Origin of the sequence: Lentibacter sp. XHP0401 (assembly GCF_025751535.1) — a bacterium.
Classification (GTDB): domain Bacteria; phylum Pseudomonadota; class Alphaproteobacteria; order Rhodobacterales; family Rhodobacteraceae; genus Lentibacter.
Genome location: NZ_JAOWLC010000008.1, coordinates 1 through 21,994 on the forward strand (window position 1 = coordinate 1; position 21,994 = coordinate 21,994).

General features: G+C 55.2%; 19 protein-coding genes and 1 tRNA gene. 11 read left to right on the top strand and 9 right to left on the bottom strand.

Annotated features, from left to right (window positions below; genetic code table 11):
* The first annotated feature begins 49 nt into the window (after positions 1 to 49).
* Positions 50 to 2,182: an ATP-binding protein gene (locus OE750_RS11130; RefSeq protein WP_263764270.1), complete on the top strand. Its 2,133-nt coding sequence runs from the start codon at positions 50 to 52 to the stop codon at positions 2,180 to 2,182.
* A gap of 310 nt (positions 2,183 to 2,492) precedes the next feature.
* Here OE750_RS11130 and OE750_RS11135 read toward each other — a convergent pair.
* Together OE750_RS11135 and OE750_RS11140 are read right to left on the bottom strand one after the other, a co-directional pair.
* Positions 2,493 to 2,568, bottom strand: a tRNA-Ala gene (locus OE750_RS11135).
* 87 nt (positions 2,569 to 2,655) lie between these two features.
* The gene (locus OE750_RS11140) at positions 2,656 to 2,985 is read right to left on the bottom strand and encodes a TIGR02300 family protein (RefSeq protein WP_263764271.1); all 330 of its coding nucleotides are present in this window, start codon (positions 2,983 to 2,985) and stop codon (positions 2,656 to 2,658) included.
* Between the two features lie 125 nt (positions 2,986 to 3,110).
* Here OE750_RS11140 and OE750_RS11145 point away from each other — a divergent pair, with 125 nt between their 5' ends.
* From OE750_RS11145 to OE750_RS11155, 3 genes are read left to right on the top strand one after another with little or no spacing between them, the layout of a single operon-like run.
* Positions 3,111 to 3,815: a M48 family metallopeptidase gene (locus OE750_RS11145; protein WP_263764272.1), complete on the top strand. Its 705-nt coding sequence runs from the start codon at positions 3,111 to 3,113 to the stop codon at positions 3,813 to 3,815.
* Between the two features lie 59 nt (positions 3,816 to 3,874).
* Complete coding sequence (locus OE750_RS11150; protein ID WP_263764485.1) at positions 3,875 to 4,543, top strand: GntR family transcriptional regulator; 669 nt, start codon at positions 3,875 to 3,877, stop codon at positions 4,541 to 4,543.
* Positions 4,544 to 4,550: 7 nt separating this feature from the next.
* On the top strand, positions 4,551 to 5,123 hold the full coding sequence (locus tag OE750_RS11155) for a hypothetical protein (protein ID WP_263764274.1): 573 nt from the start codon (positions 4,551 to 4,553) through the stop codon (positions 5,121 to 5,123).
* Positions 5,124 to 5,268: 145 nt separating this feature from the next.
* On the opposite strand, the gene OE750_RS11160 is transcribed toward OE750_RS11155, so the two are convergent.
* The 3 genes from OE750_RS11160 to OE750_RS11170 all read right to left on the bottom strand — a co-directional run bounded on the left by OE750_RS11160 (position 5,269) and on the right by OE750_RS11170 (position 7,450).
* Positions 5,269 to 6,231: an acetyl-CoA carboxylase carboxyltransferase subunit alpha gene (locus OE750_RS11160; protein ID WP_263764275.1), complete on the bottom strand. Its 963-nt coding sequence runs from the start codon at positions 6,229 to 6,231 to the stop codon at positions 5,269 to 5,271.
* 107 nt (positions 6,232 to 6,338) lie between these two features.
* Positions 6,339 to 6,755 carry a Spy/CpxP family protein refolding chaperone gene (locus tag OE750_RS11165; RefSeq protein ID WP_263764276.1) on the bottom strand — a complete coding sequence of 139 codons (417 nt, stop codon included), beginning with the start codon at positions 6,753 to 6,755 and terminating at the stop codon, positions 6,339 to 6,341.
* A 92-nt stretch (positions 6,756 to 6,847) separates the two neighbouring features.
* On the bottom strand, positions 6,848 to 7,450 hold the full coding sequence (locus OE750_RS11170; RefSeq protein ID WP_263764278.1) for a LysE family translocator: 603 nt from the start codon (positions 7,448 to 7,450) through the stop codon (positions 6,848 to 6,850).
* A gap of 72 nt (positions 7,451 to 7,522) precedes the next feature.
* Between OE750_RS11170 and OE750_RS11175 the strand changes: the two genes are divergently transcribed.
* The gene (locus OE750_RS11175; protein ID WP_263764279.1) at positions 7,523 to 7,975 is read left to right on the top strand and encodes an Lrp/AsnC family transcriptional regulator; all 453 of its coding nucleotides are present in this window, start codon (positions 7,523 to 7,525) and stop codon (positions 7,973 to 7,975) included.
* 8 nt (positions 7,976 to 7,983) lie between these two features.
* Here the strand turns inward: OE750_RS11175 and OE750_RS11180 are convergent, their stop codons facing one another.
* The 4 genes from OE750_RS11180 to OE750_RS11195 all read right to left on the bottom strand — a co-directional run bounded on the left by OE750_RS11180 (position 7,984) and on the right by OE750_RS11195 (position 12,077).
* Entirely contained in the window at positions 7,984 to 8,763 is a 780-nt protein-coding gene (locus tag OE750_RS11180; RefSeq protein ID WP_263764280.1) for a hypothetical protein, read from the bottom strand.
* A complete protein-coding gene (locus OE750_RS11185) occupies positions 8,763 to 10,055 on the bottom strand; it encodes a hypothetical protein (RefSeq protein ID WP_263764281.1) in 1,293 nt (430 codons plus the stop codon). Before OE750_RS11185 ends, OE750_RS11180 begins: the two co-directional genes overlap by 1 nt.
* 122 nt (positions 10,056 to 10,177) lie before the next feature.
* Positions 10,178 to 11,092 carry an AEC family transporter gene (locus OE750_RS11190; protein WP_263764282.1) on the bottom strand — a complete coding sequence of 305 codons (915 nt, stop codon included), beginning with the start codon at positions 11,090 to 11,092 and terminating at the stop codon, positions 10,178 to 10,180.
* Between the two features lie 289 nt (positions 11,093 to 11,381).
* Entirely contained in the window at positions 11,382 to 12,077 is a 696-nt protein-coding gene (locus OE750_RS11195) for a helix-turn-helix domain-containing protein (RefSeq protein WP_263764284.1), read from the bottom strand.
* A 255-nt stretch (positions 12,078 to 12,332) separates the two neighbouring features.
* On the opposite strand from OE750_RS11195, the gene OE750_RS11200 reads away from it, so the two are divergent.
* From OE750_RS11200 to narI, 6 genes are all read left to right on the top strand, one after another.
* The gene (locus OE750_RS11200) at positions 12,333 to 13,736 is read left to right on the top strand and encodes an MFS transporter (protein ID WP_263764286.1); all 1,404 of its coding nucleotides are present in this window, start codon (positions 12,333 to 12,335) and stop codon (positions 13,734 to 13,736) included.
* 73 nt (positions 13,737 to 13,809) lie between these two features.
* Positions 13,810 to 15,198 (top strand): NarK family nitrate/nitrite MFS transporter, encoded by a 1,389-nt coding sequence (locus tag OE750_RS11205; protein WP_263764287.1) that lies wholly within the window; start codon positions 13,810 to 13,812, stop codon positions 15,196 to 15,198.
* Between the two features lie 64 nt (positions 15,199 to 15,262).
* Complete coding sequence (locus OE750_RS11210; protein ID WP_263764288.1) at positions 15,263 to 19,003, top strand: nitrate reductase subunit alpha; 3,741 nt, start codon at positions 15,263 to 15,265, stop codon at positions 19,001 to 19,003.
* Entirely contained in the window at positions 19,000 to 20,523 is a 1,524-nt protein-coding gene (gene narH / locus OE750_RS11215) for a nitrate reductase subunit beta (RefSeq protein WP_263764289.1), read from the top strand. Before OE750_RS11210 ends, narH begins: the two co-directional genes overlap by 4 nt.
* Position 20,524: 1 nt before the next feature.
* A complete protein-coding gene (gene narJ / locus OE750_RS11220; RefSeq protein WP_263764290.1) occupies positions 20,525 to 21,244 on the top strand; it encodes a nitrate reductase molybdenum cofactor assembly chaperone in 720 nt (239 codons plus the stop codon).
* Positions 21,245 to 21,256: 12 nt separating this feature from the next.
* On the top strand, positions 21,257 to 21,994 hold the full coding sequence (gene narI, locus OE750_RS11225; RefSeq protein ID WP_263764291.1) for a respiratory nitrate reductase subunit gamma: 738 nt from the start codon (positions 21,257 to 21,259) through the stop codon (positions 21,992 to 21,994).

A 21,994-nucleotide genomic window follows, 5' to 3' on the forward strand; every position in this document is an offset into this window, starting at 1 on the left:
TAATCAAACCAACTAGATGAGCCAAACTCTCTCTTAGTTTAGGCCGCTCTTGGACCCAAAAACTCTGACGACGGACAGACCGATCGCATTCAAAAAAAACATTGCGGGGTATGAGAAGGACAAGATTTGGGTCCGGGATGGAAATGAAGTTGTTCAGGCGCAACCTCGCCATTTTGCAAGCCTTTTCATTTCAGGTGACAATGACGGTGTAGAGGGGCTCATCCCGCCTTCAAATGCGCAAATTAAGCGGTTCATAGGCCGCGTTGAAGCGATGGCTGAACTCTTTGATTGGATTTACAACTCTGATGAACCAAGGACATACTTGTATGGCAAAGGCGGATCTGGGAAAACGACAATCGCCCGAGAATTTGCCAAGCTTGTCAAGTCTGCCGGAAAAGGTCTCCAAATCGAGTGTGCCGACCCCGTCGATATTGTCCTATTCTTGAGCGCAAAAGAAAAGGAGCTATCCTCCCCTAACGCTGAAGTCGTTGATCTTTCCGACCCTGACTTCCATGATGAATTAAGCCTACTCTCCCAAATCGTTAAGCTCTCGGGAGGCGAAGTAGATATCGGTGATGCAGAGGTTGCAGAACTCAAAGACTATCGCAGGACTGTTCAGGAGTATCTTGACCATTTTTCCTATCTAATTGTTCTCGACGATGTTGATACTCTCACCACCAAAGGGATCGACCCTGGTGCAGACTTTCTTTTTCGCGCACTCAGTCGTGCAAAAAAACGGTCTAAAGTTCTCTACACCATTAGAAATGCCCCTTCGCAGTCCATTCACAACTCAATAGAAGTGCCCGGCTTGTTTGGTAAGGACTATTTGGATTTCGTCCAAGAATGTGTGGAGAAATTTAGAGCACCAGAGCCCAACGTGGAATTTAGGGACAACCGCTTGCCGCACTTATCTGAAAGACGGCCGCTTGTGATCGAGTCAATAATTGCTCTTTCAAGAACCGCTGGCGGATACGAAGGAGCGGATCGGCTCTTCACCCAAAACGTTGGGGACGATATTCGAAACTACGTATTTTTGCGAGAATGGGACGCTCTGTCAAACGGGTTGGAACGCCCACTACTTGCCGCACTTTCTGACCTCAATAGACCGACTTCGTTCCAAGATTTGAAAGTTGTTCTCCAAGCAGGGGATTCCTCAATCCGAGACGCTATTTCTGCCGTGCGCGAAATGTTTTTAGTGGTTGATGATGCCGGACAGAACACATTTTATTCTCTCGCGGGACTTACTCGAAGCTTCGTCAATTCAAAAAAAGAGAATCTAAAGCTCTACCCTGCGGTGAAGGAAAGAGTGCGCGCGTTCAAGCGAACCGCGAAGATCGCTTCCCCGGAAGTTGCACGAATTGTGGCTACCGTTAGAAAATATGTTCCTCTCAGGCTCTCGAGTCATAGTTCAGAAAATCTCAAATTAGCGTTTGACTTGGTTAGAGATTCGACACTGAAACTGGCAGTAACAGAAGATCCAGTATTTAGGGCTTTGAAAGGCTATGTTGAAGCGCTGCAAACACGCGTTGAACTACATGAAGTTCGAGAGAATTTTCAATACTCTCTTCAGATGAAACACGAGCCTGAGTTTGAAGAATTGACCGCTTGGTATAATGCAGAGAAGTCCTCTAATATTGTTGGTGAGCATTTATTTCAAATAATGGACGCCGTAACCGCTGGTAGAAGGTATTCAGAGGATCAAAAAATCGGGATGATTTCTCGAAAAGCAACGACCGCATATCATATCGCGCAGCAGAAATTTGATGGCGCACCCGATGAAGCTCAATCTTTGATGCGGTTGAGTGTTCTTTTGCACGCACAGGCTTTTAAGCAGAACATTCTCAACGGTTCACCAATGGCGGATATCTCTGAGAGATATTGCCGAAATACTGCTGATCAATACTTTCGAATTATCTCTTCTTATGGCCCCTGGGAGCCATTCGGAGAAATGTTGCTGCTTCAAGATGAGACAGAGGGGTACCTCGACCCAGTAGCGGATGCAATTTTGATTTATATCGAACGAGCATCGCGTCAGTTATATTCGAAATCAGAAAAGTCTCGCGTAAAGAACAAAATTCGAGACTTTATCTCCGCGAAGTTCCCAAAAGAGAAGTGGCTGGACACTACCCTTCCTCCGATCATTGAAGAAAAATTGAGGTCCTTCAGCGCAGGCTTGCAGTAGGTTCGTGTCAGGCAGGCATTTGGAGCGTGCGTTATCCGTGAGCCAACGCACCTTCGGAATGGTCGATGCATAGGATGCGTGTGTGCAGTTAGGCTACCTTGTTAATCCCCCCATTTTTAATGGGGGGATTACTCCAGCTTATCGTTGAAAGGTGGCGATGGGCCGAAAGTGTCTATAATTACTCTTTCGTATTGGCGCGTAGCGCCAATATAGAGGTCAGAGACTATGTTAGATAGATGCCTCAGGCGGGGTCAGATGCAACGCTTACCAGTTAGGAGTGCTGGGGGGTGTTTCGCAGAGAAGGTGGTTTTGGTGGAGCATAGCGGGATCGAACCGCTGACCTCCTGCATGCCATGCAGGCGCTCTCCCAGCTGAGCTAATGCCCCAAAACCAAGCGTCGTCTAGGTGACTGCGCGGGTCTTAGTCAAAGGGGCGGGCAGGATCAAGCCCAAATCCGCCCCAATGATAATTCTTCAGTCGTCGTCTGTGCCTTCGGCGGCAACATCGGCCAGATCGTCGAGCGAGACATTGTCATCGTCGTCGTCTTCCAGCACATCATCGTCGTCATCGAGATCCACATCAACATCATCTTCAAGCACATCGACTTCAAGATCGTCTTCCGCTTCTTTTGCCTTCTTGGTCACAGCGTCTTCTTGGTCGGCTGCAATCAGGCTCTTTTTGTTAGCGTCAAACTCGACAACCTCGCCCGTGTAGGGGCTGATAACTGGCGTCTTGTTCAGGTCGTAAAAACGCTTGCCAGTGGTTGGGCACAAACGTTTGACGCCCCATTCTTCCTTAGGCATGGTTTACCTCTTTCAATTCGGGTCTTGTCGGTGATCAGCGCCAACTGCCATAACAAGGCAGGGGTGTCAAAGGCTTTCGCCAAATCACGCAACCATAATAGCCCGAAACGGCAAGGAATCCGCGTATGAGCACATTTGTTCTAGACAGTGAGGCCGAAGGCGAGCCGCGCGTCGAAGTGCGCCTCAAGCGCTCTTCACAGGCTAAACGGCTGTCTTTGCGTGTTTCCCAGCTCGATGGCCGTGTCACACTCACCTTGCCGCGCCACGCCTCCGAGGATGAGGCAACAAGCTTTATCCGCGAAAAAGCCGCATGGCTGCGCCGCCATGTTGCGCGCTTCGAGGCTGATATGCTGGTGGGGCAGGGGGGCGAAATTCCATTTCAGGGCCAGATGATTCGCGTTGTGCAAGGGCAGGGCCGCAAGATCACGCTTCACGAGGGCCAACTCTTTGTTCCGGGTGCGCCCGAGCGCACAGGCGCACGCCTCGCCGCTTTCATCAAAGAGGCCGCGCGGGACCGTCTCACCGAAGCATCCGATCGTTATTCAGCCGCCCTTGGCCGCCCGTTTGCGCGCATCTCCCTGCGCGATACCCGCTCGCGCTGGGGCTCGTGCAGCTCGCAAGGCGCACTGATGTATTCGTGGCGTCTGGTCATGGCCCCGCCCGAAGTGCTCGAGTATGTCGCGGCACATGAGGTCGCCCATCTGGCCGAGATGAACCACTCGCCCGCCTTCTGGAAAGTCGTTCACGATATCTACGGCCCCCACCGTGCCCAACGCGGCTGGCTGCGCGAACACGGAGCAGGCTTGCATAAGTACCGCTTCACAAGCTAACCTGTGATCACAAACGACGCCGGACCACAGGCGCAGCAAAAACGTGATCACAAATGCCCATGCAAACACCCGTGCCGCTCTCTCCTGCAAGCCCGCGCAGCGAGAATACCTCTTCCGCCCACGACAAGGTCTACCGTGGCCTGCGCATTCGTATCATGCACGGCGAGCTGCCTCCCGCCCATGCGCTTACCCTGCGGGGCATCGGTCGCGAGTTTGATGTCTCGATGACGCCCGCGCGCGAAGCCGTGCAGCGCCTCGTGGCCGAAGGCGCGCTGTTCATGTCCTCTTCGGGCCGTGTCGCCACGCCCGAGCTTTCCAATGAGCGCATAGAGGAGCTCGCCGCCCTGCGCGCGCTCCTTGAGGTTGAACTCGCCAGCCGCGCACTGCCGCGCGCGCATATGGCACTTATAGAACGCCTCCAAACCATCAACGGAACCATAGCCGAAGCCGTCGCCCATAAAGACGCTGTCGCCTATATCCGCACGAACCTCGAGTTTCACCGCACGCTTTATTTGCGCGCTCAGGCTCCCGCCATGCTGGCGATGTGCGAAACCGTCTGGCTTCAACTCGGCCCCACCATGCGCGCGCTCTATGGCCGTCTCCAGCGCACCGAGCTGCCGCATTTTCACCGTGCCATCGTCGCGGCTCTCCATGCGGGCGATGAGCCCGGCCTACGCCTCGCCGTGCGCTCCGATGTCACCCAGGGCCTCAAGCTGCTCGCGGGGTAAACCAGTCATGACCGTAGCCAGAACGCATACACCTTCCCGTCAGGTTCTCTTGAAGTTCGCCGCCCTTCTGGCGCTTGCCGTGGGTTATTACATTTACCTCGGCCTCACCTATGATTTCGCCACAGGCGGCATCGCCGTTGCTCTCACATGGAGCTTCTTTGTGCTCTGTACCCCCGTGGCCGATGCAGGCTTCCTGCTCGATTTCCCCTTGCGGCTCCTCTTCGGCGTCCGAATGATTATATCCGAGCTGGCCGTCTGGGCGCTCGCAATCATACTCAACATAGCAACACTCGCCTTTGCCCCACAGTATTACGAAACAACAGTGGTCACGCGGCTCTTCGCGCAAATCCTGCTTTACCCGTGGCCCTACTGGGGCGTCATCGTCCTCTCGGCCCTCGGCACATTCCTTTCGGTGCGCTTCGGTGACGAGTTGATGGATGTCCTCCACCACCGCGATCGAAGTTTCTTTCACTCACACCATTTCAAACACGAGCTGATCCTCGTCGCCTTCTTCATCATGGTGCTCTTCGGCTACTACCGCCTCATAGCTTCCCTCGGCATAGAAAACCTGATGTCGTAGACCCGCAGCGCAGGGCAAAATGCGCTCATATCTTTTTTATTGCCATAAATATCCCAAGGGGAGGCTTCATAAGCCCTATGGCTTATGAATCGGGGGACTGGTCCCCCAACGGGTCGGATTGCACGAAGTGCAATTCGAAGCCTGATCAGGCAGCCAGGCCCTTTGAACCAAGGTCCAGATACTTTTTCCGCCGCTCGGAAATAAGTTTCTTGCCTTTCATCCCCTCAAGCTCGGTCAGCATCTCGTCCAAAGCCTTGCGCACCGCCTCGATCGAGGCCGCCTTGTCGCGGTGTGCGCCACCAAGGGGTTCCTTGATCACACGGTCCACAACACCAAGCTGCGTGAGGTCTTTCGCCGTCAGCCGCAGCGCTTCGGCGGCTTCGCGCATCTTCTCGGCGTCTTTCCACAGGATCGAGGCACAGCCCTCTGGCGTGATCACCGAATAGATCGAATGTTCCAGCATCGCGACACGATCACCCGTTGCAAAGGCTACAGCGCCGCCAGAGCCGCCTTCTCCGATGATGATCGAAATCAGCGGCACGCCCGCCTGCAAGCAAGCCTCGGTGGAGCGCGCAATCGCTTCTGATTGCCCGCGCTCCTCCGCGCCTTTGCCGGGGTAGGCGCCTGCCGTGTCAATCAGCGTCACAACAGGCAAGCCAAACTTGCCAGCCATTTCGATCAGCCGCACAGCCTTGCGGTAGCCCTCGGGGCGCGCCATGCCGAAATTGTGTTTGATGCGGCCTTTGGTGTCGCTGCCCTTCTCATGGCCGATAACCATGACAGGCGTGCCCTCAAACCGCGCCAACCCGCCCATCACGGCGGCATCATCCGCAAAGTTACGGTCGCCCGCCAGAGGGGTGTATTCGGTAAACAACGCTTTGATGTAATCAGAGCAATGTGGCCGGTCCGGGTGACGTGCAACCTGACATTTCCGCCAGGGTGTCAGGTCCTTGTAAAGCGCGACGAGCATGTCCGCCGCCTTTTTGTCGAGCGCGGCAGCTTCCGCCTCTACGTCCATTCCCTCGCTTTGCCGCGCCAATGCGCGCAGCTCTTCGGCTTTGCCTTCAATCTCCGCCAGAGGCTTCTCAAAATCGAGGTAATTGGTCATGCTTCACTCCGAACAAATCGCAACAGCTATATGGCTGTTTGTCTGCGCAAATGCAATCTTTGGAAGCGGCGCGCAAGCCTTGGCGGATGCGCGCCGCCAAAAGCGGCTTACATCGCCGCCAGTTCGAGCATCTTGGCAAACTGTGCTTCTGTCAGCGTTGCGCGCCAATGGTCGGTGCAGTTTGAACGTGCCATAACCAGCTTGGTTTCCATCTCACCGACTTTCACAGCCAGCGCCTGACGCTCGTCAACAGGCGCACCCGCAACGATAGCGGCGCGCAGCTCGGCGCGCGCGGTCAAAGTTGCCTCTTCAATGGCCTTACGCTTCGCAGGCATCGTATCAAGCCATTGCTTCAGGTCCGCGCGTTGTGCTTCGGTCAGCTCAAGCGCATCGGCGTTTTTGGCAATGACCGGGGTAAAAGCCACGATAGGGGCCGAAATTTCCCGTGCGTTTTTAGCCTGTTGTGCAAATGCGGGCGCTCCAAGGGCAAGCACCATAGCGGCGCCAAGCAGAAGGGTTTTCATTGTGTTCTCCAATTCCAGTTACGCGTCGCACTATATGCTGAAATTGGAATGTAACTTTTGACCTAAATCAATATCCGCGAGATATCTTTAATTCATACCGCTTGCGGCATAAGAACCGGATACAAGGACAACAGCAAAAGCGCGGCCATGCTCCAGTTAAAGGCTCTGAGCCGCGCGGGTGACGTCAAAAACCGCCGCATCTCGCGGCCCAGCACCGCCCAGATACTCACCGAGGGCAGGTTCACCAGCATAAACGCAACCGCGACAAGTGTAACAGACCAGACTGTTCTGTCGCCCGCATAAAGCGTGATCGCCGTCAGCCCCATACTCCACGCCTTCGGGTTTACCCACTGAAACGCTGCTGCTTGCAAAAACGTCATGGGGCTGCCGCCTGCCTTGCTGCCCTCGGGCGCTGCAGCATTGGCAATCTTGAACGCGAGCCAGAGCATGTAGATCACGCTCACAACCGTCAGAATGGTGCGGCTCTGCGGGTAGGCATCAAACACCTGCATCAGCCCGACCCCGACACAGAAAATCATAAAGCCAAAGCCGATCCCGATCCCCAGCATATGCGGAATGGTGCGCAAAAAGCCGAAGTTTGCCCCTGAAGCGAGCAACATCATATTGTTCGGCCCCGGCGTGGCCGAAGAGACAAAGGCAAACAGCACAAGGGCGAGGAAAATTTCATATGTCATCAGAACAATATCTACGCAAACTTGCACATTGTAATTGCGAATTTGTGTGAAATTTTACTATTATCACAACTAATGACAGATATTGATAGAATAGACCGCAAGATATTGCATGAACTCACGCGCAATGGCCGGATCAGCAATCTCGAGCTGGCCGAGCGCATTGGTTTGTCGCCCTCCGCCTCCCTGCGCCGCGTGGCAGCGCTTGAGCGTATCGGGGTGATCAAAGGCTATCGCGCCGTGCTTGATCCTGATGCCATGGGCGGGGGCTTCACTGCCTATGTCATGGTCGGGCTCAACCTGCACACCAAGGCCGCGCAAGAAGCCTTCGAGAAAGCCATCAGCGCCGCCCCCGAAGTGCGCGAATGTCATAACATCACCGGCGTTGTCGAATACATCCTGCGCGTCGAGGCCGCGAGCCTCACCGCTTACAAAACTTTTCACACCGAGGTCCTCGGAACGCTCCCCCAAGTCAGTGCCATCACTTCCTATGTCGTCATGGGCAGCCCCAAGGACGAACGCGCCTAGAGGTGAAACTAATCTTCAATCACAGTCGCAATGCGCGTCTCGGTCAATTCTTCCTCCACAAGCGCATAGATCTGCTCGGGCGGGGTCTTGAGCGAATAAACCATCAGCGACGGGTCCACGCCCATCTCGATGAGGTATTCCATCGTTTCGCCCTGACCCGACTGAATGCTCTCGACTGCGAACATAACAGGCATGTATCCGGGTTGGTCATAGTAATGCTGGTGCAGCCCCACGATCCCTTGTCGTGACACAGTTCGCTCTGTGCCACCTGCCAGCAGGTAAGGGCAGGACGAGGCACAGACAGCCCCCGCAAGCACAGCCGTGGGCAGGCCTTCTGCCCTGATGTGCCGCCCGATCAGCAAGGCTTCGTGCACCATTCCCCCGGGGCTGTGCAACGCAACCAGATCAGGCGTCTCCAACATATCCGCAAGCTGCTCCTCAAAGCGTTCGGATGCCCCCTCGTCAATCTGCCCTGTCACCAGAAGCACACGCCCCTTGCCCTCGATGGTCATCTCCTCAAAGCGCAAGCGGTCGTCAAATTTCTCCGGCATCGGCATGTCCGCAGGGCCGTCCTGTGTCACAAGGCCGGGCAGGGAGCGGTCGGTTCTGTATTCCCGCCGCTGGTCACCGGGCGAGACTGGCCCGGTGGGCAGCTCGACTCGCTCCTGAAACATCTTCGGAAACAGGCCATAAACCTGCGTGACCATGAGAAACGCGGCAAGCCCGAGCTGCAACAGCAGCACATACTTCAACCCGCCCCGCGCATCAAAGTTCGGCACATAGCGCATCAGGCTTTATCCGGCTTGTCATCGTCAAGCTTGGCCGTGCGCTCGTGCATCGCCGCATCCGCCGCACCCATCGTCATTTCCACATCCTTCATCGCATTGATCGCCGCGCGCAGGTCGGCCAAAGTGAGCGTGTCTTCAATGCTCATCCCGTCGCGCCCGCTTCTGATTGCGGTTTGGGTGACAGCCAGCACAAAAACCAGAATGGCAGGCAGCAAATCAATCGCAATCGCACCCGCCCATGAGGGCACAAAATTTCCCGCATAGCGGATCACGGCATCCGCCGCCGAAATAGGGTTGTAAGCCGTCTCGATCGGAGGCTCGATTTCCAGCACCGCATCCGCTGCGTTTTTCAGGGATCTGCTGCGCTGGTCAAGCGCATCCAGAACCGAGTCAATCGTGGCCGATTGCGCATCGCGCACCGAAGAGCTGCGCCCGTCAAGCTCGGGCAAAACAACTGAAGCAGGCAAATCTTCCGCGGCCCGTGCCACAAGCGTCGCAACGCTGTATTGGTTCAACTGCGAGATCACACCCGCCAGCTTCACGCTCTCCTCGGAGAAGCGAACCGAGCGCATATCGACAGGGCCGGGGGCAACCGTAAGCTCCCGCATTCGCGCGAGAATTCTGTTGCCGGCCTCAAAGGCCTCGTCAATCAACGGCTGTTGCGTGGCAATCTGCTCTTCAAGGTTGCGCAGTTCGTCGGATTTCTGCGCCAACACCCGAAAGACAGTTCCGCGCCCCGCAGCGCCAGACAGCCCGCCCGATTGCTCAAGCTCCGCAAGGTCTTCAAAGCTCTGCCGCGCCCGCTCCACTTCGCGGCCCAAAGATTGCCCGCTGAGCGCAATATCATGGGCCTGCTCCAGCGCGCGCTGATAGTCCCTGACCGTGTTTTCCAAATGCTGCTCAACAGCCGCAGACCCGGCCAGCGCCGCCGCATTCAGCCAACTCGACATCGCGATAATCGCCAGTGAGCCTGCAAATGTTGCAACAGTCAGCCCGATAAATCCGCCGGCTGTGCGCATCGCGGGAAGCAACCGCAGCATGTAGCTCCAGAAAACAAAAATCCCGACAGACACGGCAATAGAGTAAGCCACAGCCGCAAAGAACGAGACGGCCCCGTTGTCTTCCAACAAGCTCGACACGCCGAGGTAGGTATAAATACCCGAAGCAATCGCAAGCACCCCGAGCGCGGCAGGCGTAAACGTATCAAGCCAGACAAGATGCCCCTCAAGCTCCTTCGCCGTGCGCAATCCTTTGGCCTCTTCAGCGGTCAATCGGTCCTTTGAGTCAGTCATGAACAGGGCGCTCCAAATGTATTAACGAACCTTAACAGCGTGAATAATTTTGCGCAAAATTGAAAGCCGATAGTGCCCAATACGCGGTTATGTGATGAGCGCGCGCAGAGGGGTCACACCGCTCAGTTCAGAGACAGAACCGCCTGCCCGATGAGCATGGTTAATGGTAAGGTTATAAAACTGAGCAGGGTTTGCGCCGTTATAATGGTCGCCATCAGGGGCGCATCGCCCCGCATTTCGCGCGCAAGCGTATAGCTGGCAACGCCAGTGGGAAGTGCCGCAAAAATCAGGGCAACTTGAAATACCAGAAGATCAGGGGCAAGCACCCATGCCGCCAGAACAACAGCTAGCGGGTTGATCAGAAACTTACCGATCACCGATAGCCCGATAATGCGGACATCACCTGACAGTCCGCGAATCTTGAGATTGGCGCCAACACAGAGCAACATGATCGGCAATGCAGCACTGCCGAGAATGCGGGCAATTTCATGTAAAACCGGCACCTCTTTCAAACCGGCAAAGTTGAAGAGCGCTCCGGCCAAAATGCTCAGGATCAGCGGGTTCTTCACCAGCCCCCGCACGATAGATTTTCCGCCCCCGCCGAGCTGGCGCGTCATCAAGGTAACAACCGTGACATTGACCACCGGTACCAAAAGCGCCGAGCCAAGCACAGCGATTTGCAATCCTGTCGTTCCGAAAACAGCCTCTGCAATGGCGAGGCCAATAAATGTGTTAAACCGCGCACTGCCTTGCAAAAGCGAGCTGGCCTGTGGTGCCGCAAACCCGCGTCCGAACAGCCACCCACACAGGATCGCTGCAAAGAACCCTGCATAAAGGAGCATTGCGTAGTCACCCAACCCTCCGCTCAAATCCGCCGCAGAGATTTTGGCAAAAAACAGCGCTGGCATAAGAACCCAATACACAAGCCGGTCATTGAGATTCCAGAACTCGGTCGATGGAATGCCTCCACGCCGTAAGCCATAACCCATCAGGATCAGAGCAAAGACCGGTGCAATGGCCAAAAAAATTGTCAGCATATCTTTGGGCCTCGATGGGGTCTGATAGTGTTAGGTCACGGTTCTGGGCTTTGCAATGGAAGCGCCCGTTCTGCATCTGCTGCGAACGTTCTGTTCACAAACAAGCCGTTTTTCCCGAATTGTCAAAACCTGTTTTGGCGGTGCACGTGTTGTGCACGCATGGTGCACGCTTTTCACCCCCCTGTTTTTGGCGATTCTCCAAAAGTTAATGCGCCTTGGCGGGCTTGGAGAAACAAGGCTGTCCCCACGTGGTAATACCGCTCCGGAGGTCAGGTTCTAACCTGCGCCCCTAAGCCCGGTTATCGTCAATAAAGGGGCTTGGCTTGGCAAATCTGGTAAGGTCTTCACAGTCCGTGATCTCGATATGGTTCCCCTGAACCCGCACGCCATAAGGCTCGAGACTTTTGAATGCACGGCTCAGGTTTTCGGGTGTCATACCCAAAAACGAGGCCAGACGGCGCTTTTCCATTGTCAGATCAAACGCGTTAGATTCTGCCCGTTTGCTCTGGCGCAAAAGGTAGTTCGCAAGCCGCTCAAGCGAGGTACGCAGCTTCAGGTCTTTGGTATTTTTCACCACCGCGCGGTAGCATTGAGACAGCTCTGTCACAATGGCGCGGGCAAATGCGTTGTCCACATCAAAAAGCGCGCGCGCATCCTCGGAAGGGACAAGCACAATGCGGCTTTTTTCCAACGTGCGAGCCGACATGAGGTAAGGCAAATTCTTCACCGTCGCCGCCAGAATAAAAGTTGAAACAGGATGCACAGTGGCAAGGCTTGTTTCCCGTCCGTTCCATTTCGAGAAAAGATCCACCGAGCCGGAAACAACAATATGCAGGAAGTCTGGGGTGTCTCCTTCGGTGATCAGCTCCACATGCGGTGGAAAATTCTGCACATAAGAACCCCGCATTAGCGCCTCGAAATTTTCCTGCTCCATTCCTGCAAACAGGGCAAGACTGCGGATTTCGTTGGGGTACGACTCAGGCATTTGGGCGGGGACCTTTTCGGTTGGAGAACGAGCACACTTTCTCTTTAATTGATATTTGTCAAGCCGTGAGTTGATGCGGTGGAAGGCCTCGCTTGATCTCTGCTGCGACAGAGATGACCCATTTCGCTCGGTCATTTATTTCAGGGGCGCTTGAGCGCAAGTTTGATTCAGATCAAGCTAACACCCCAATAGAAGCCTGCACACAGGGCCCAACCGAATACAGGAGCGTCAGAAGCTCTTTCTGGAGGGACCGTGATGGAACTACAAAATAAGGCCACCGCGCTGTGGTCAAACTTCTTCAACGTAAAAATGGTGCAGATCAGAACCTTCCACATGACTTGGTTTGCGTTCTTCTCGTGCTTCTTTGCATGGTTTGGCATCGCGCCACTGATGAGTGTCGTGCGCGACGAGTTGATGCTCACCAAAGACCAAATCGGCTGGGCCATCATCGGCTCGGTCTCGATGACAATCTTCGCACGGCTGTTTATCGGATGGCTCTGTGACCGGATCGGACCGAGAAAGGCCTACACATGGTTACTTCTGATCGGATCGCTCCCTGTTATGGGGATCGGTCTTGCGCATTCGTTTGAAACCTTTCTTCTGTTTAGGGTTCTGATCGGCGGGATCGGGGCTGCGTTTGTTATTACACAATACCATACCACAGTGATGTTCGCGCCTAATGTGGTTGGCCAGGCCAACGCCACATCGGCTGGCTGGGGTAACCTTGGTGGCGGTGTCACTCAGTTTGTGATGCCGCTGCTCTTCTCGGTCATGGTTATCGGCTTCGGTTTCTCCGAAGGCGTGGGCTGGCGGCTGTCGATGGTTGTGGTCGGTATTATCATCTTCCTTACAGGGGTTGCCTATTACTTCCTCACTCAAGACGCGCCAGACGGCAACTTTGACGACCTGCGCGCAGCTGGTAGAATGGAAGAGAAAAAGAAAGTCACCGGAAACTACATGAACGCGCTGAAAGACCCGCGCGTCTGGGTGCTCTTCGTCATCTACGGTGCGTGCTTCGGCATCGAGCTGACAGTAAACAACGTCGCGGCTCTCTACTTCATGGATTACTTTGATCTTAGCCTTGTCGCGGCAGGTTTTGTGGCTGCATCCTTTGGTCTTATGAACCTTTTCGCCCGCACATTGGGCGGCCTCTTCGGCGATAACTTCGGTGCACTTTGGGGCCTCAAGGGGCGTAGCTTCTGGCTGTTCGTTTGCATCTTCTTTGAGGGTTGCGCGCTTATGGTCTTCAGCCAGATGCATGTGCTTTTCCTTGCCCTGCCGGCGCTGATTGTCTTCTCGCTTTTCACCCAGATGGCGGAAGGGGCCACTTACTCGGTCGTGCCTTTCATCAACAAAAAGTCGCTTGGCGCGGTTGCGGGTGTTGTGGGTGCGGGCGGCAATGCGGGTGCGGTGCTTGCGGGCTTCCTTTTCAAGAACGTGATCGACTGGTCACAAGCATTTTTCATCCTCGGCATGATCGTGACCTGCGCCTCTTTCCTCGCTTTCTTTGTGCGCTTCTCCAGCAAACAGGAAGACGAAGAGCGCGCCAACTTTGCGGCGGCCAATATCGAAACCCTGCGCAAGCGCGCGGCCCGGGCCAATGCTGAGCTCGACGAGGGCATGGCAGCGATTGCGCGCAAAGGCGAGCAACCCGCCTGACAGAAACAGAACCTTGGCGGGCTGATGAGCAGCCCGTCTGATATGAAAACGCCACCACGGGAGGACCCCACCAATGGCGAGCACAACAACAAATGTAAGCAGTCGAATTCTGACTGACTGGCGGCCGGAGGACGACGAGTTCTGGGGCGCAAAAGGTCGCGCGATTGCGACGCGCAACCTTTGGATTTCAATTCCTAACCTTTTGATGGCATTTTCGGTCTGGATGGTTTGGTCGGTCGTGGTCGCCAAGATGCCCGCAATCGGCTTTGATTTTACTGTAGGCCAACGCTTCTGGCTGGCAGCTTTACCTGGCCTGTCAGGTGCAACGCTTCGGATTTTCTACAGCTTTCTGGTCCCAATTCTCGGTGGCCGTAGGTGGACCGCAATTTCCACAGCGTCACTTCTGTTGCCGGCTCTGGGCATCGGCTTCGCGATTCAGAACCCGGAAACAAGCTATGTCACCTTTCTGATCCTTGCGCTGATGTGCGGTTTTGGCGGCGGGAACTTTGCCTCCTCAATGGCAAATATCGCCTATTTTTACCCCAAGCGGGTCAAGGGCAACGCTTTGGCGCTGAATGCCGGTCTAGGCAACCTTGGCGTGTCTGTCATGCAATTCGTCGTGCCGTTGGTCATTACAGTCGGCGTTTTCGGTGCTCTTGGCGGCGCCCCGCAGGAATTGTCCGATGGCGGTCAGCTCTGGTTGCAGAACGCCGGCTTCATCTGGGTGCCGTTCCTGATTGTTGGGGCAATCGCTGCATGGTTCGGAATGCATGACATTGCCGATGCGAAGGCCAGCTTTAAGGATCAGTCGGTCATCTTCATGCGTAAGCACAACTGGATTATGTGCTTCCTCTATACTGGCACGTTCGGCAGCTTTATCGGTTACTCCGCTGGCTTTCCGCTCTTGATGCGGACACAGTTTCCCGAAGTTGACGCCTTGCAATTTGCTTTTCTGGGTCCGCTCGTCGGCGCACTCAGCCGGGCAGGCACAGGTTGGATTTCGGACAAGTTCGGTGGTGGTCGCGTAACTTTCTGGACTTTCCTTGGAATGATCGTTGCCGTCCTTGGCGTGCTGCAATTCCTTCCGCTTGGCGACAGTGGCGGTAATTTCTGGGGCTTCTTCATCTGCTTTATGGCGCTGTTCTTCCTGACAGGTGTTGGCAATGCTTCGACCTTCCAGATGATCCCGACAATCATGCGTCTCGAAATCCCGCGCTTGATGCCCGAACTGGACAAGGATCAGCTGTTTCGGCAATCCGAACGTGAAAGCGCCGCGATCATCGCATTCACTTCGGCAATTGCCGCATACGGCGCATTCTTCATCCCGAAAAGCTACGGCACATCCATCGCGATGACAGGCGGCCCTGCCGCGGCACTCTGGGGGTTTCTGGCCTTCTACGCTGTCTGTGCCTTGGTTTGCTGGATCTTCTACAGCCGCAAATCTGCGCCTGTTCCCTGCTGAATAGAACACCTCTCTGCGCTGCCTCTGAGGGGTGGCGCAGCCCAAGCTTCAAGGAGATAAAATCATGAGCCATCTGCTCGATAGACTGAACTTCCTGCAGTCCAAGGAACTGGAACAGTTCTCAAATGGACATGGGCAGGTGACCCGTGAAAACCGCGATTGGGAGGATACCTATCGCAACCGCTGGCGGCACGACAAAATCGTACGCTCGACCCATGGTGTAAACTGTACCGGCTCTTGCAGTTGGAAGATCTACGTCAAATCCGGGATCGTAACCTGGGAAACCCAGCAAACCGACTATCCGCGCACGCGGCCTGATTTGCCCAATCACGAACCACGCGGCTGTGCGCGGGGCGCTAGCTACAGTTGGTATCTTTATTCTGCCAACCGCGTGAAAAATCCGCTGGTGCGCGGACGGCTTATGAAAGTCTGGCGCAAGATGCGCGAGACGATGGAGCCCATCGAAGCCTGGACAAAACTGCAGGCCGATCCGATTTTGCGGGCAAGTTATGTCGAAACCCGTGGCAAGGGCGGCTTCGTGCGCGCCACTTGGGATGAGGCAACAGAAATTACCGCCGCAGCCAACGCCTATACTGTCAAAACATATGGCCCTGACCGCGTGTTCGGCTTCTCGCCGATCCCCGCGATGTCGATGGTCAGCTATGCAGCTGGCTCGCGCTACCTGTCACTCATGGGCGGTACGGTTATGTCGTTTTACGACTGGTATTGCGACTTGCCACCTGCCTCGCCCATGACATGGGGTGAGCAGACAGATGTTCCTGAATCGGCTGATTGGTATAATGCGGGTTACTTGCTGCTTTGGGGCTCCAACGTGCCGCAGACGCGCACACCCGACGCACACTTCTACACAGAAGTACGCTACAAAGGCACGAAATCGGCTGTGATTTGCCCTGACTATTCTGAAGCCGCCAAGTTCGGTGATGTCTGGCTCAACGCCAAGCAAGGAACCGATGCCGCACTCGCCATGGCCTTTGGGCACGTGATCCTGCGCGAGTTTCATCTTGATCGTCAGACACCTTACTTCGAGGATTATACTCGCAAGTATTCCGACCTTCCCATGCTGGTGAAGATGGAAGAGAAAGACGGCAAGCTTGTGCCGGGTCGCTTCCTACGCGCGGATGATATTGACGGTAAGCTGGGGGAAAAGAACAACCCAGAGTGGAAGACTGTGGCCTATGACGAAACGTCTAACGCCTATGTCGCACCCAACGGATCTGTCGGCTATCGCTGGGGCGAAGACGGCGAATGGAACCTTGAAGAGCGCGCGGCCAAGGCTGATACGCACCTGAAACTGAGCTTCATTCTTGAAGAAGATCATGATGAGGTTGTGGGCGTTGATTTTCCATACTTCGGCGGCGAGGCTTACGGCCAGTTCGAAACTGACGCTGACCACCCCGATGTTCTGACACGCAATATCCCTGTCAAAACTATCGAGACAAAGGCAGGCAAAATCACTGTAGCGACGGTGTTTGACCTCTTCTGCGCCAACTACGGGCTTGATCGTGGTCTGGGCGGCGATTGGGTCACTTCTGACTTTGCCGATGACATGCCGGGCACACCGGCCTGGGCCGAAAAGATCACTGGCGTGCCTGCCGACAAGATCATTCATGTTGCGCGCGAATTTGCCGACAATGCCGAGAAGACAAACGGCAAGTCGATGGTCATCATCGGCGCGGCGATGAACCACTGGTATCACATGGATATGAACTATCGTGGTGTGATTAACATGCTTGTCATGTGTGGCTGTGTCGGCCAGTCAGGCGGCGGCTGGGCGCACTACGTGGGTCAGGAAAAGCTGCGCCCGCAGACAGGCTGGCAGCCCTTGGCCTTTGCACTTGATTGGAACCGCCCGCCGCGGCACATGAACTCGACCTCGGCCTGGTATGCACATACCGACCAGTGGCGCTATGAGACGCTGGAGGCCAAGGAGATCCTTTCGCCGACAGCGCCTGAAGGTGACTGGGACATCAACCTCATCGACTATAACATCCGCGCCGAGAGGATGGGCTGGCTGCCTTCTGCGCCGCAGCTCAAGACCAACCCGCTAGAAGTTGCCAAAGCTGCGAAAGCGGCGGGTAAGGAGATTCCTGCCTATGTGGCGGAGAACCTCAAGTCTGGCGATCTGGAGATGTCGTGTGAAGACCCTGACAACCCCGCCAACTGGCCGCGCAACCTTTTCGTGTGGCGCTCCAACCTTCTGGGTTCAAGCGGCAAGGGGCATGAGTATTTCCTCAAGCACCTTCTGGGCACGGACAACGGCGTCATGGGCAAGGATCTTGGAGAAGAAGGCGCACAGCTTCCGAAGGAAGCCAAGTGGCATAAAGACGCGCCACGCGGCAAGCTTGACCTCCTGGTGACCATCGACTTCCGTATGAGCACCACTTGCGTTTACTCCGATATCGTTCTGCCGACGGCCTCATGGTATGAGAAAGACGATATGAACACTTCGGATATGCACCCGTTCATTCACCCGCTGCAAGCGGCTGTGGACCCTGCATACGAGAGCAAGTCGGACTGGGAAATCTTCAAGGCAGTTGCCAAGAAGTTTCAGGAAATTGTGCCGGGCTACCTCGGTGCCGAGACAGATGTCGTCACGCTTCCAATTCTGCATGACACCCCTGCCGAAATTGCGCAGGATCAGGTGCTTGACTGGAAGAAAGGCGAATGTGATCTCATTCCGGGCAAGACTGCTCCGGCCTTTGTCACAGTCGAGCGCGATTATACCGCGATCTATGACCGCTTTACCGCACTTGGGCCATTGATGGACAAGCTCGGCAACGGAGGCAAAGGCATCAGCTGGAACACCCAGGACGAGATCGACAACCTGTCGGCTCTGAACGGTGTGCAGCTTGATGGTTCTGCCGCAGGTCGTCCGAAAATCGACACGGCGATTGATGCCTGCGAAGTGATCTTGATGTTGGCACCCGAGACAAACGGCGAAGTTGCCGTGAAGGCTTGGGAAGCGCTGGAAAAAGCCACAGGGCGCAAACATGCGCATCTGGCGGAAGGTGAGCACCACAACAAGATCCGCTTCCGCGACATTGCCGCACAGCCTCGCAAAATCATTTCTTCGCCGACATGGTCGGGTATTGAGAGCGAGAAGGTCAGCTACAACGCAGGCTATACCAATGTGCACGAGCTTATTCCGTGGCGGACTTTGACAGGGCGTCAACAGCTCTATCAAGATCACCTCTGGATGCGTGCGTTCGGTGAGGGCTTCATGTCTTACCGTCCTCCTGTTGACCTAAAGACCATCACGGCGGATGTGCAGGATAAAGGCGACACGCTGGTGTTGAACTTTATCACGCCCCACCAGAAATGGGGTATCCACTCCACCTACACCGACAACTTGTTGATGCTCACGCTCAACCGCGGCGGACCTGTGGTCTGGATCTCCGAGGTCGATGCCAAGTCGGCAGGTATTGTCGATAACGACTGGATCGAGGTTTACAATACGAATGGCGCTCTCACGGCGCGGGCGGTTGTCTCCCAGAGGATCAAGGAGGGCTCGACCTTCATGTATCATGCGCAGGAGAAAATTGTGAACACACCCGGCTCGGAGAAGACAGGCCACCGCGGTGGTATCCACAACTCGGTAACCCGTACAACGCTGAAGCCAACACATATGATCGGCGGTTACGCACATCAGGCTTATGGCTTCAACTACTACGGAACTGTTGGTGCAAACCGGGATGAGTTTGTCGTTATCCGAAAAATGAAAAAGGTCGATTGGCTCGATGCTGAAAAAGCATGGGAACCAAGCAAGAAGGAGGCCGCAGAATGAAAGTTCGTGCACAAATCGGCATGGTGCTGAACCTTGATAAATGTATCGGGTGTCACACCTGTTCTGTTACCTGTAAAAACGTCTGGACGAGCCGCGACGGTGTTGAATACGCGTGGTTCAACAACGTCGAGACCAAGCCGGGCACAGGCTATCCAACCGACTGGGAAAACCAGGCACGCTGGAATGGTGGTTGGGAGCGGACGAAAGCTGGTAAGCTTCAGCCCAAGCAGGGCAGCAAATGGCGGATTTTGGCAAACATGTTTGCCAACCCGTCGATGCCCGAGATCGACGACTATTACGAGCCGTTTGATTTTGACTATGATCATCTGAAATCGGCACCGGAGATGCAGGCCTTCCCGACAGCGCGCCCGCGCTCAAAAATTACGGGTGAGCGGATCGAGAAGATCGAGAAAGGCCCGAACTGGGAAGAAATTCTCGGCGGTGAATTCTCCAAGCGCTCGGCGGATTACAACTTCGAAGGGATCCAGAAGGAGATCTACGGGGAATACGAGAACACCTTCATGATGTATCTCCCCCGTCTCTGCGAGCACTGCCTCAACCCGACGTGCGCTTCGTCGTGCCCCAGCGGCGCAATCTATAAGCGCGAGGAAGACGGCATTGTTCTGATTGACCAGGAAAAGTGCCGCGGATGGCGCATGTGCGTAAGCGGCTGCCCTTACAAGAAGGTGTACTACAACTGGTCGACAGGCAAATCCGAGAAATGCACGCTTTGCTATCCTCGGATTGAGTCCGGTAACCCGACTGTGTGCTCGGAAACCTGCGTGGGCCGTATCCGCTATCTCGGTGTTATGCTTTATGACGCCGACAAGATCGAAGAAGCCGCCAACATGGAGAACGAACAAGACCTCTACGATGCGCAGCTCGGTGTCTTTCTTGATCCGAGCGATCCTGAAGTGATCAAAGCGGCGCGCCGTGATGGTGTTCCTGAAGACTGGATCAAATCAGCGCGCGAAAGTCCGATCTGGAAGATGGCGATGGACTGGAAGGTGGCCTTCCCGCTGCATCCGGAGTATCGCACATTGCCGATGGTTTGGTATATCCCGCCACTTTCGCCCATCCAAAACGCGGCCGAAGCTGGCGCAATCAGCTCCAAAGACGGTATGCCAGACGTGAAAAATCTGCGTATTCCTGTTAAATATCTCGCCAACATGCTGACAGCGGGCGACGAAGCTCCTGTTGTTACGGCGCTGGAACGGATGCTTGCGATGCGCTCCTATATGCGCTCCAAAACTGTGGACGGCGTGATTGATGAGGGTATTGCCGAGCGCGTTGGCCTCAGCGGACGGATGATCGAAGACATGTATAAGATCATGGCGCTGGCAGATTACGAGGATCGTTTTGTCATTCCGACAACCCACCGTGAGCAGGTTGAAGAAGCCTATGACCTTAAGGGTGGTTGCGGGTTTACCGACAGCAACGGATGCTCCACAGGCACATCAAAGGCCTCGCTCTTTGGCGGCCAGAAAAAACCCCTCAAAATGCCTACGGAGGTAATGTGAGATGGCTATTCAACTTCATGACAGAACACTGAAAGCGCTTTCGCTTATTCTGAGTTACCCGACCCGCGAGTTGCAACAGGCCATGCCCGAAATCAGCGCTGTGCTGGCTTCAGACACGCGGTTGACTGCGGCTGCCCGTCGGGGGTTGCGCCCGCTGGTGGAGGAGCTGGCGGTGCGCGACATTTATGACCTTGAAGAGCAATTTGTGCTGCTTTTTGACCGCTCGCGCACGTTGTCGCTCAATCTTTTTGAGCATGTTCATGGCGAAAGCCGCGACCGTGGCGGCGCGATGGTTTCACTTGTCGAAACGTACCGTGACGGCGGGTTTGATCCGGTTACATCGGAGCTGCCTGACCATCTTCCGGTTTTGCTAGAGTTTCTGTCGACGCGTCCTTTTGCTGAGGCGCAGGAAACACTGGCAGATGCGGCGCACATCTTTGAAGCGCTGACCACGCGTCTTGAGCGCCGTGAAAGCGCTTATGCGGCTGTTTTTGCAAGCCTTGTGCAGCTCGCAGGAGCCGAGGCTAACGCGGAAGCCGTTGCCGAAATACTGGCCCAGCCGGAGGTCGATCCGACCGATTTGGAGGCACTCGACGAGGTTTGGGAGGAGAGCGAAGTGCTCTTCGGGCCTGATCCAAGCGCCGGATGCCCGCAAGTGCGCGATATGCTTTCGCGCATGGATACACCCGTTAACCCCAAGCCGCAGCCAGCGGCAGAATAGGGAGCCACCGTCATGCTAGAACATATCGACTATTTCATCTTCGGCATCATGCCCTATATCGCACTCACGGTGCTTATTGTGGGATCAATTGCGCGCTACGAGCGTGATCCGTTCACATGGAAATCCTCATCCAGCCAACTCTTGCGCCGCAAGCAATTGATGTGGGGCTCTATTCTGTTTCACGTTGGCATCATCACCGTTTTCGGGGGCCACCTGATCGGGCTTTTTACGCCTGTCGCCGTGCTTGATGCGCTAGGTATTCCCTATGCCGCGAAGCAGTGGTTGGCCGTTATTCTGGGTGGAACTGCAGGCATTGCAGCTCTGATCGGGGCTACGCTTTTGATCCACCGCCGTGTGACAGACCCGCGTATCTGGCAGACCACGAGCTTTGCCGATATCGGTATTCTTGTTCTGATCTGGCTTCAGCTCTTGATTGGCCTAGGCACAATTACACTTACTTTGCAGCACATGGACGGTGCGGAAATGATCCGCTTTATGACATGGTCGCAAAGTGTGGTGCTTCTCAAGCTCAATGCTTGGGCAATGGTCGTGAACGTGCACTGGCTTTATAAGGCGCACATCTTCCTCGGCTTGCTGATCACCTTTCTGTTCCCGTTCACGCGTCTTGTGCATATGGTGTCAGGCTTTGCCGCGCCGTTCCGGTACTTGTTGCGCCCCGGATATCAGATTGTCCGATCGCGCCGCCTGAAACCGCTTGCCAAGCGCTCAGCAACAGAACCTGCGGAGTAA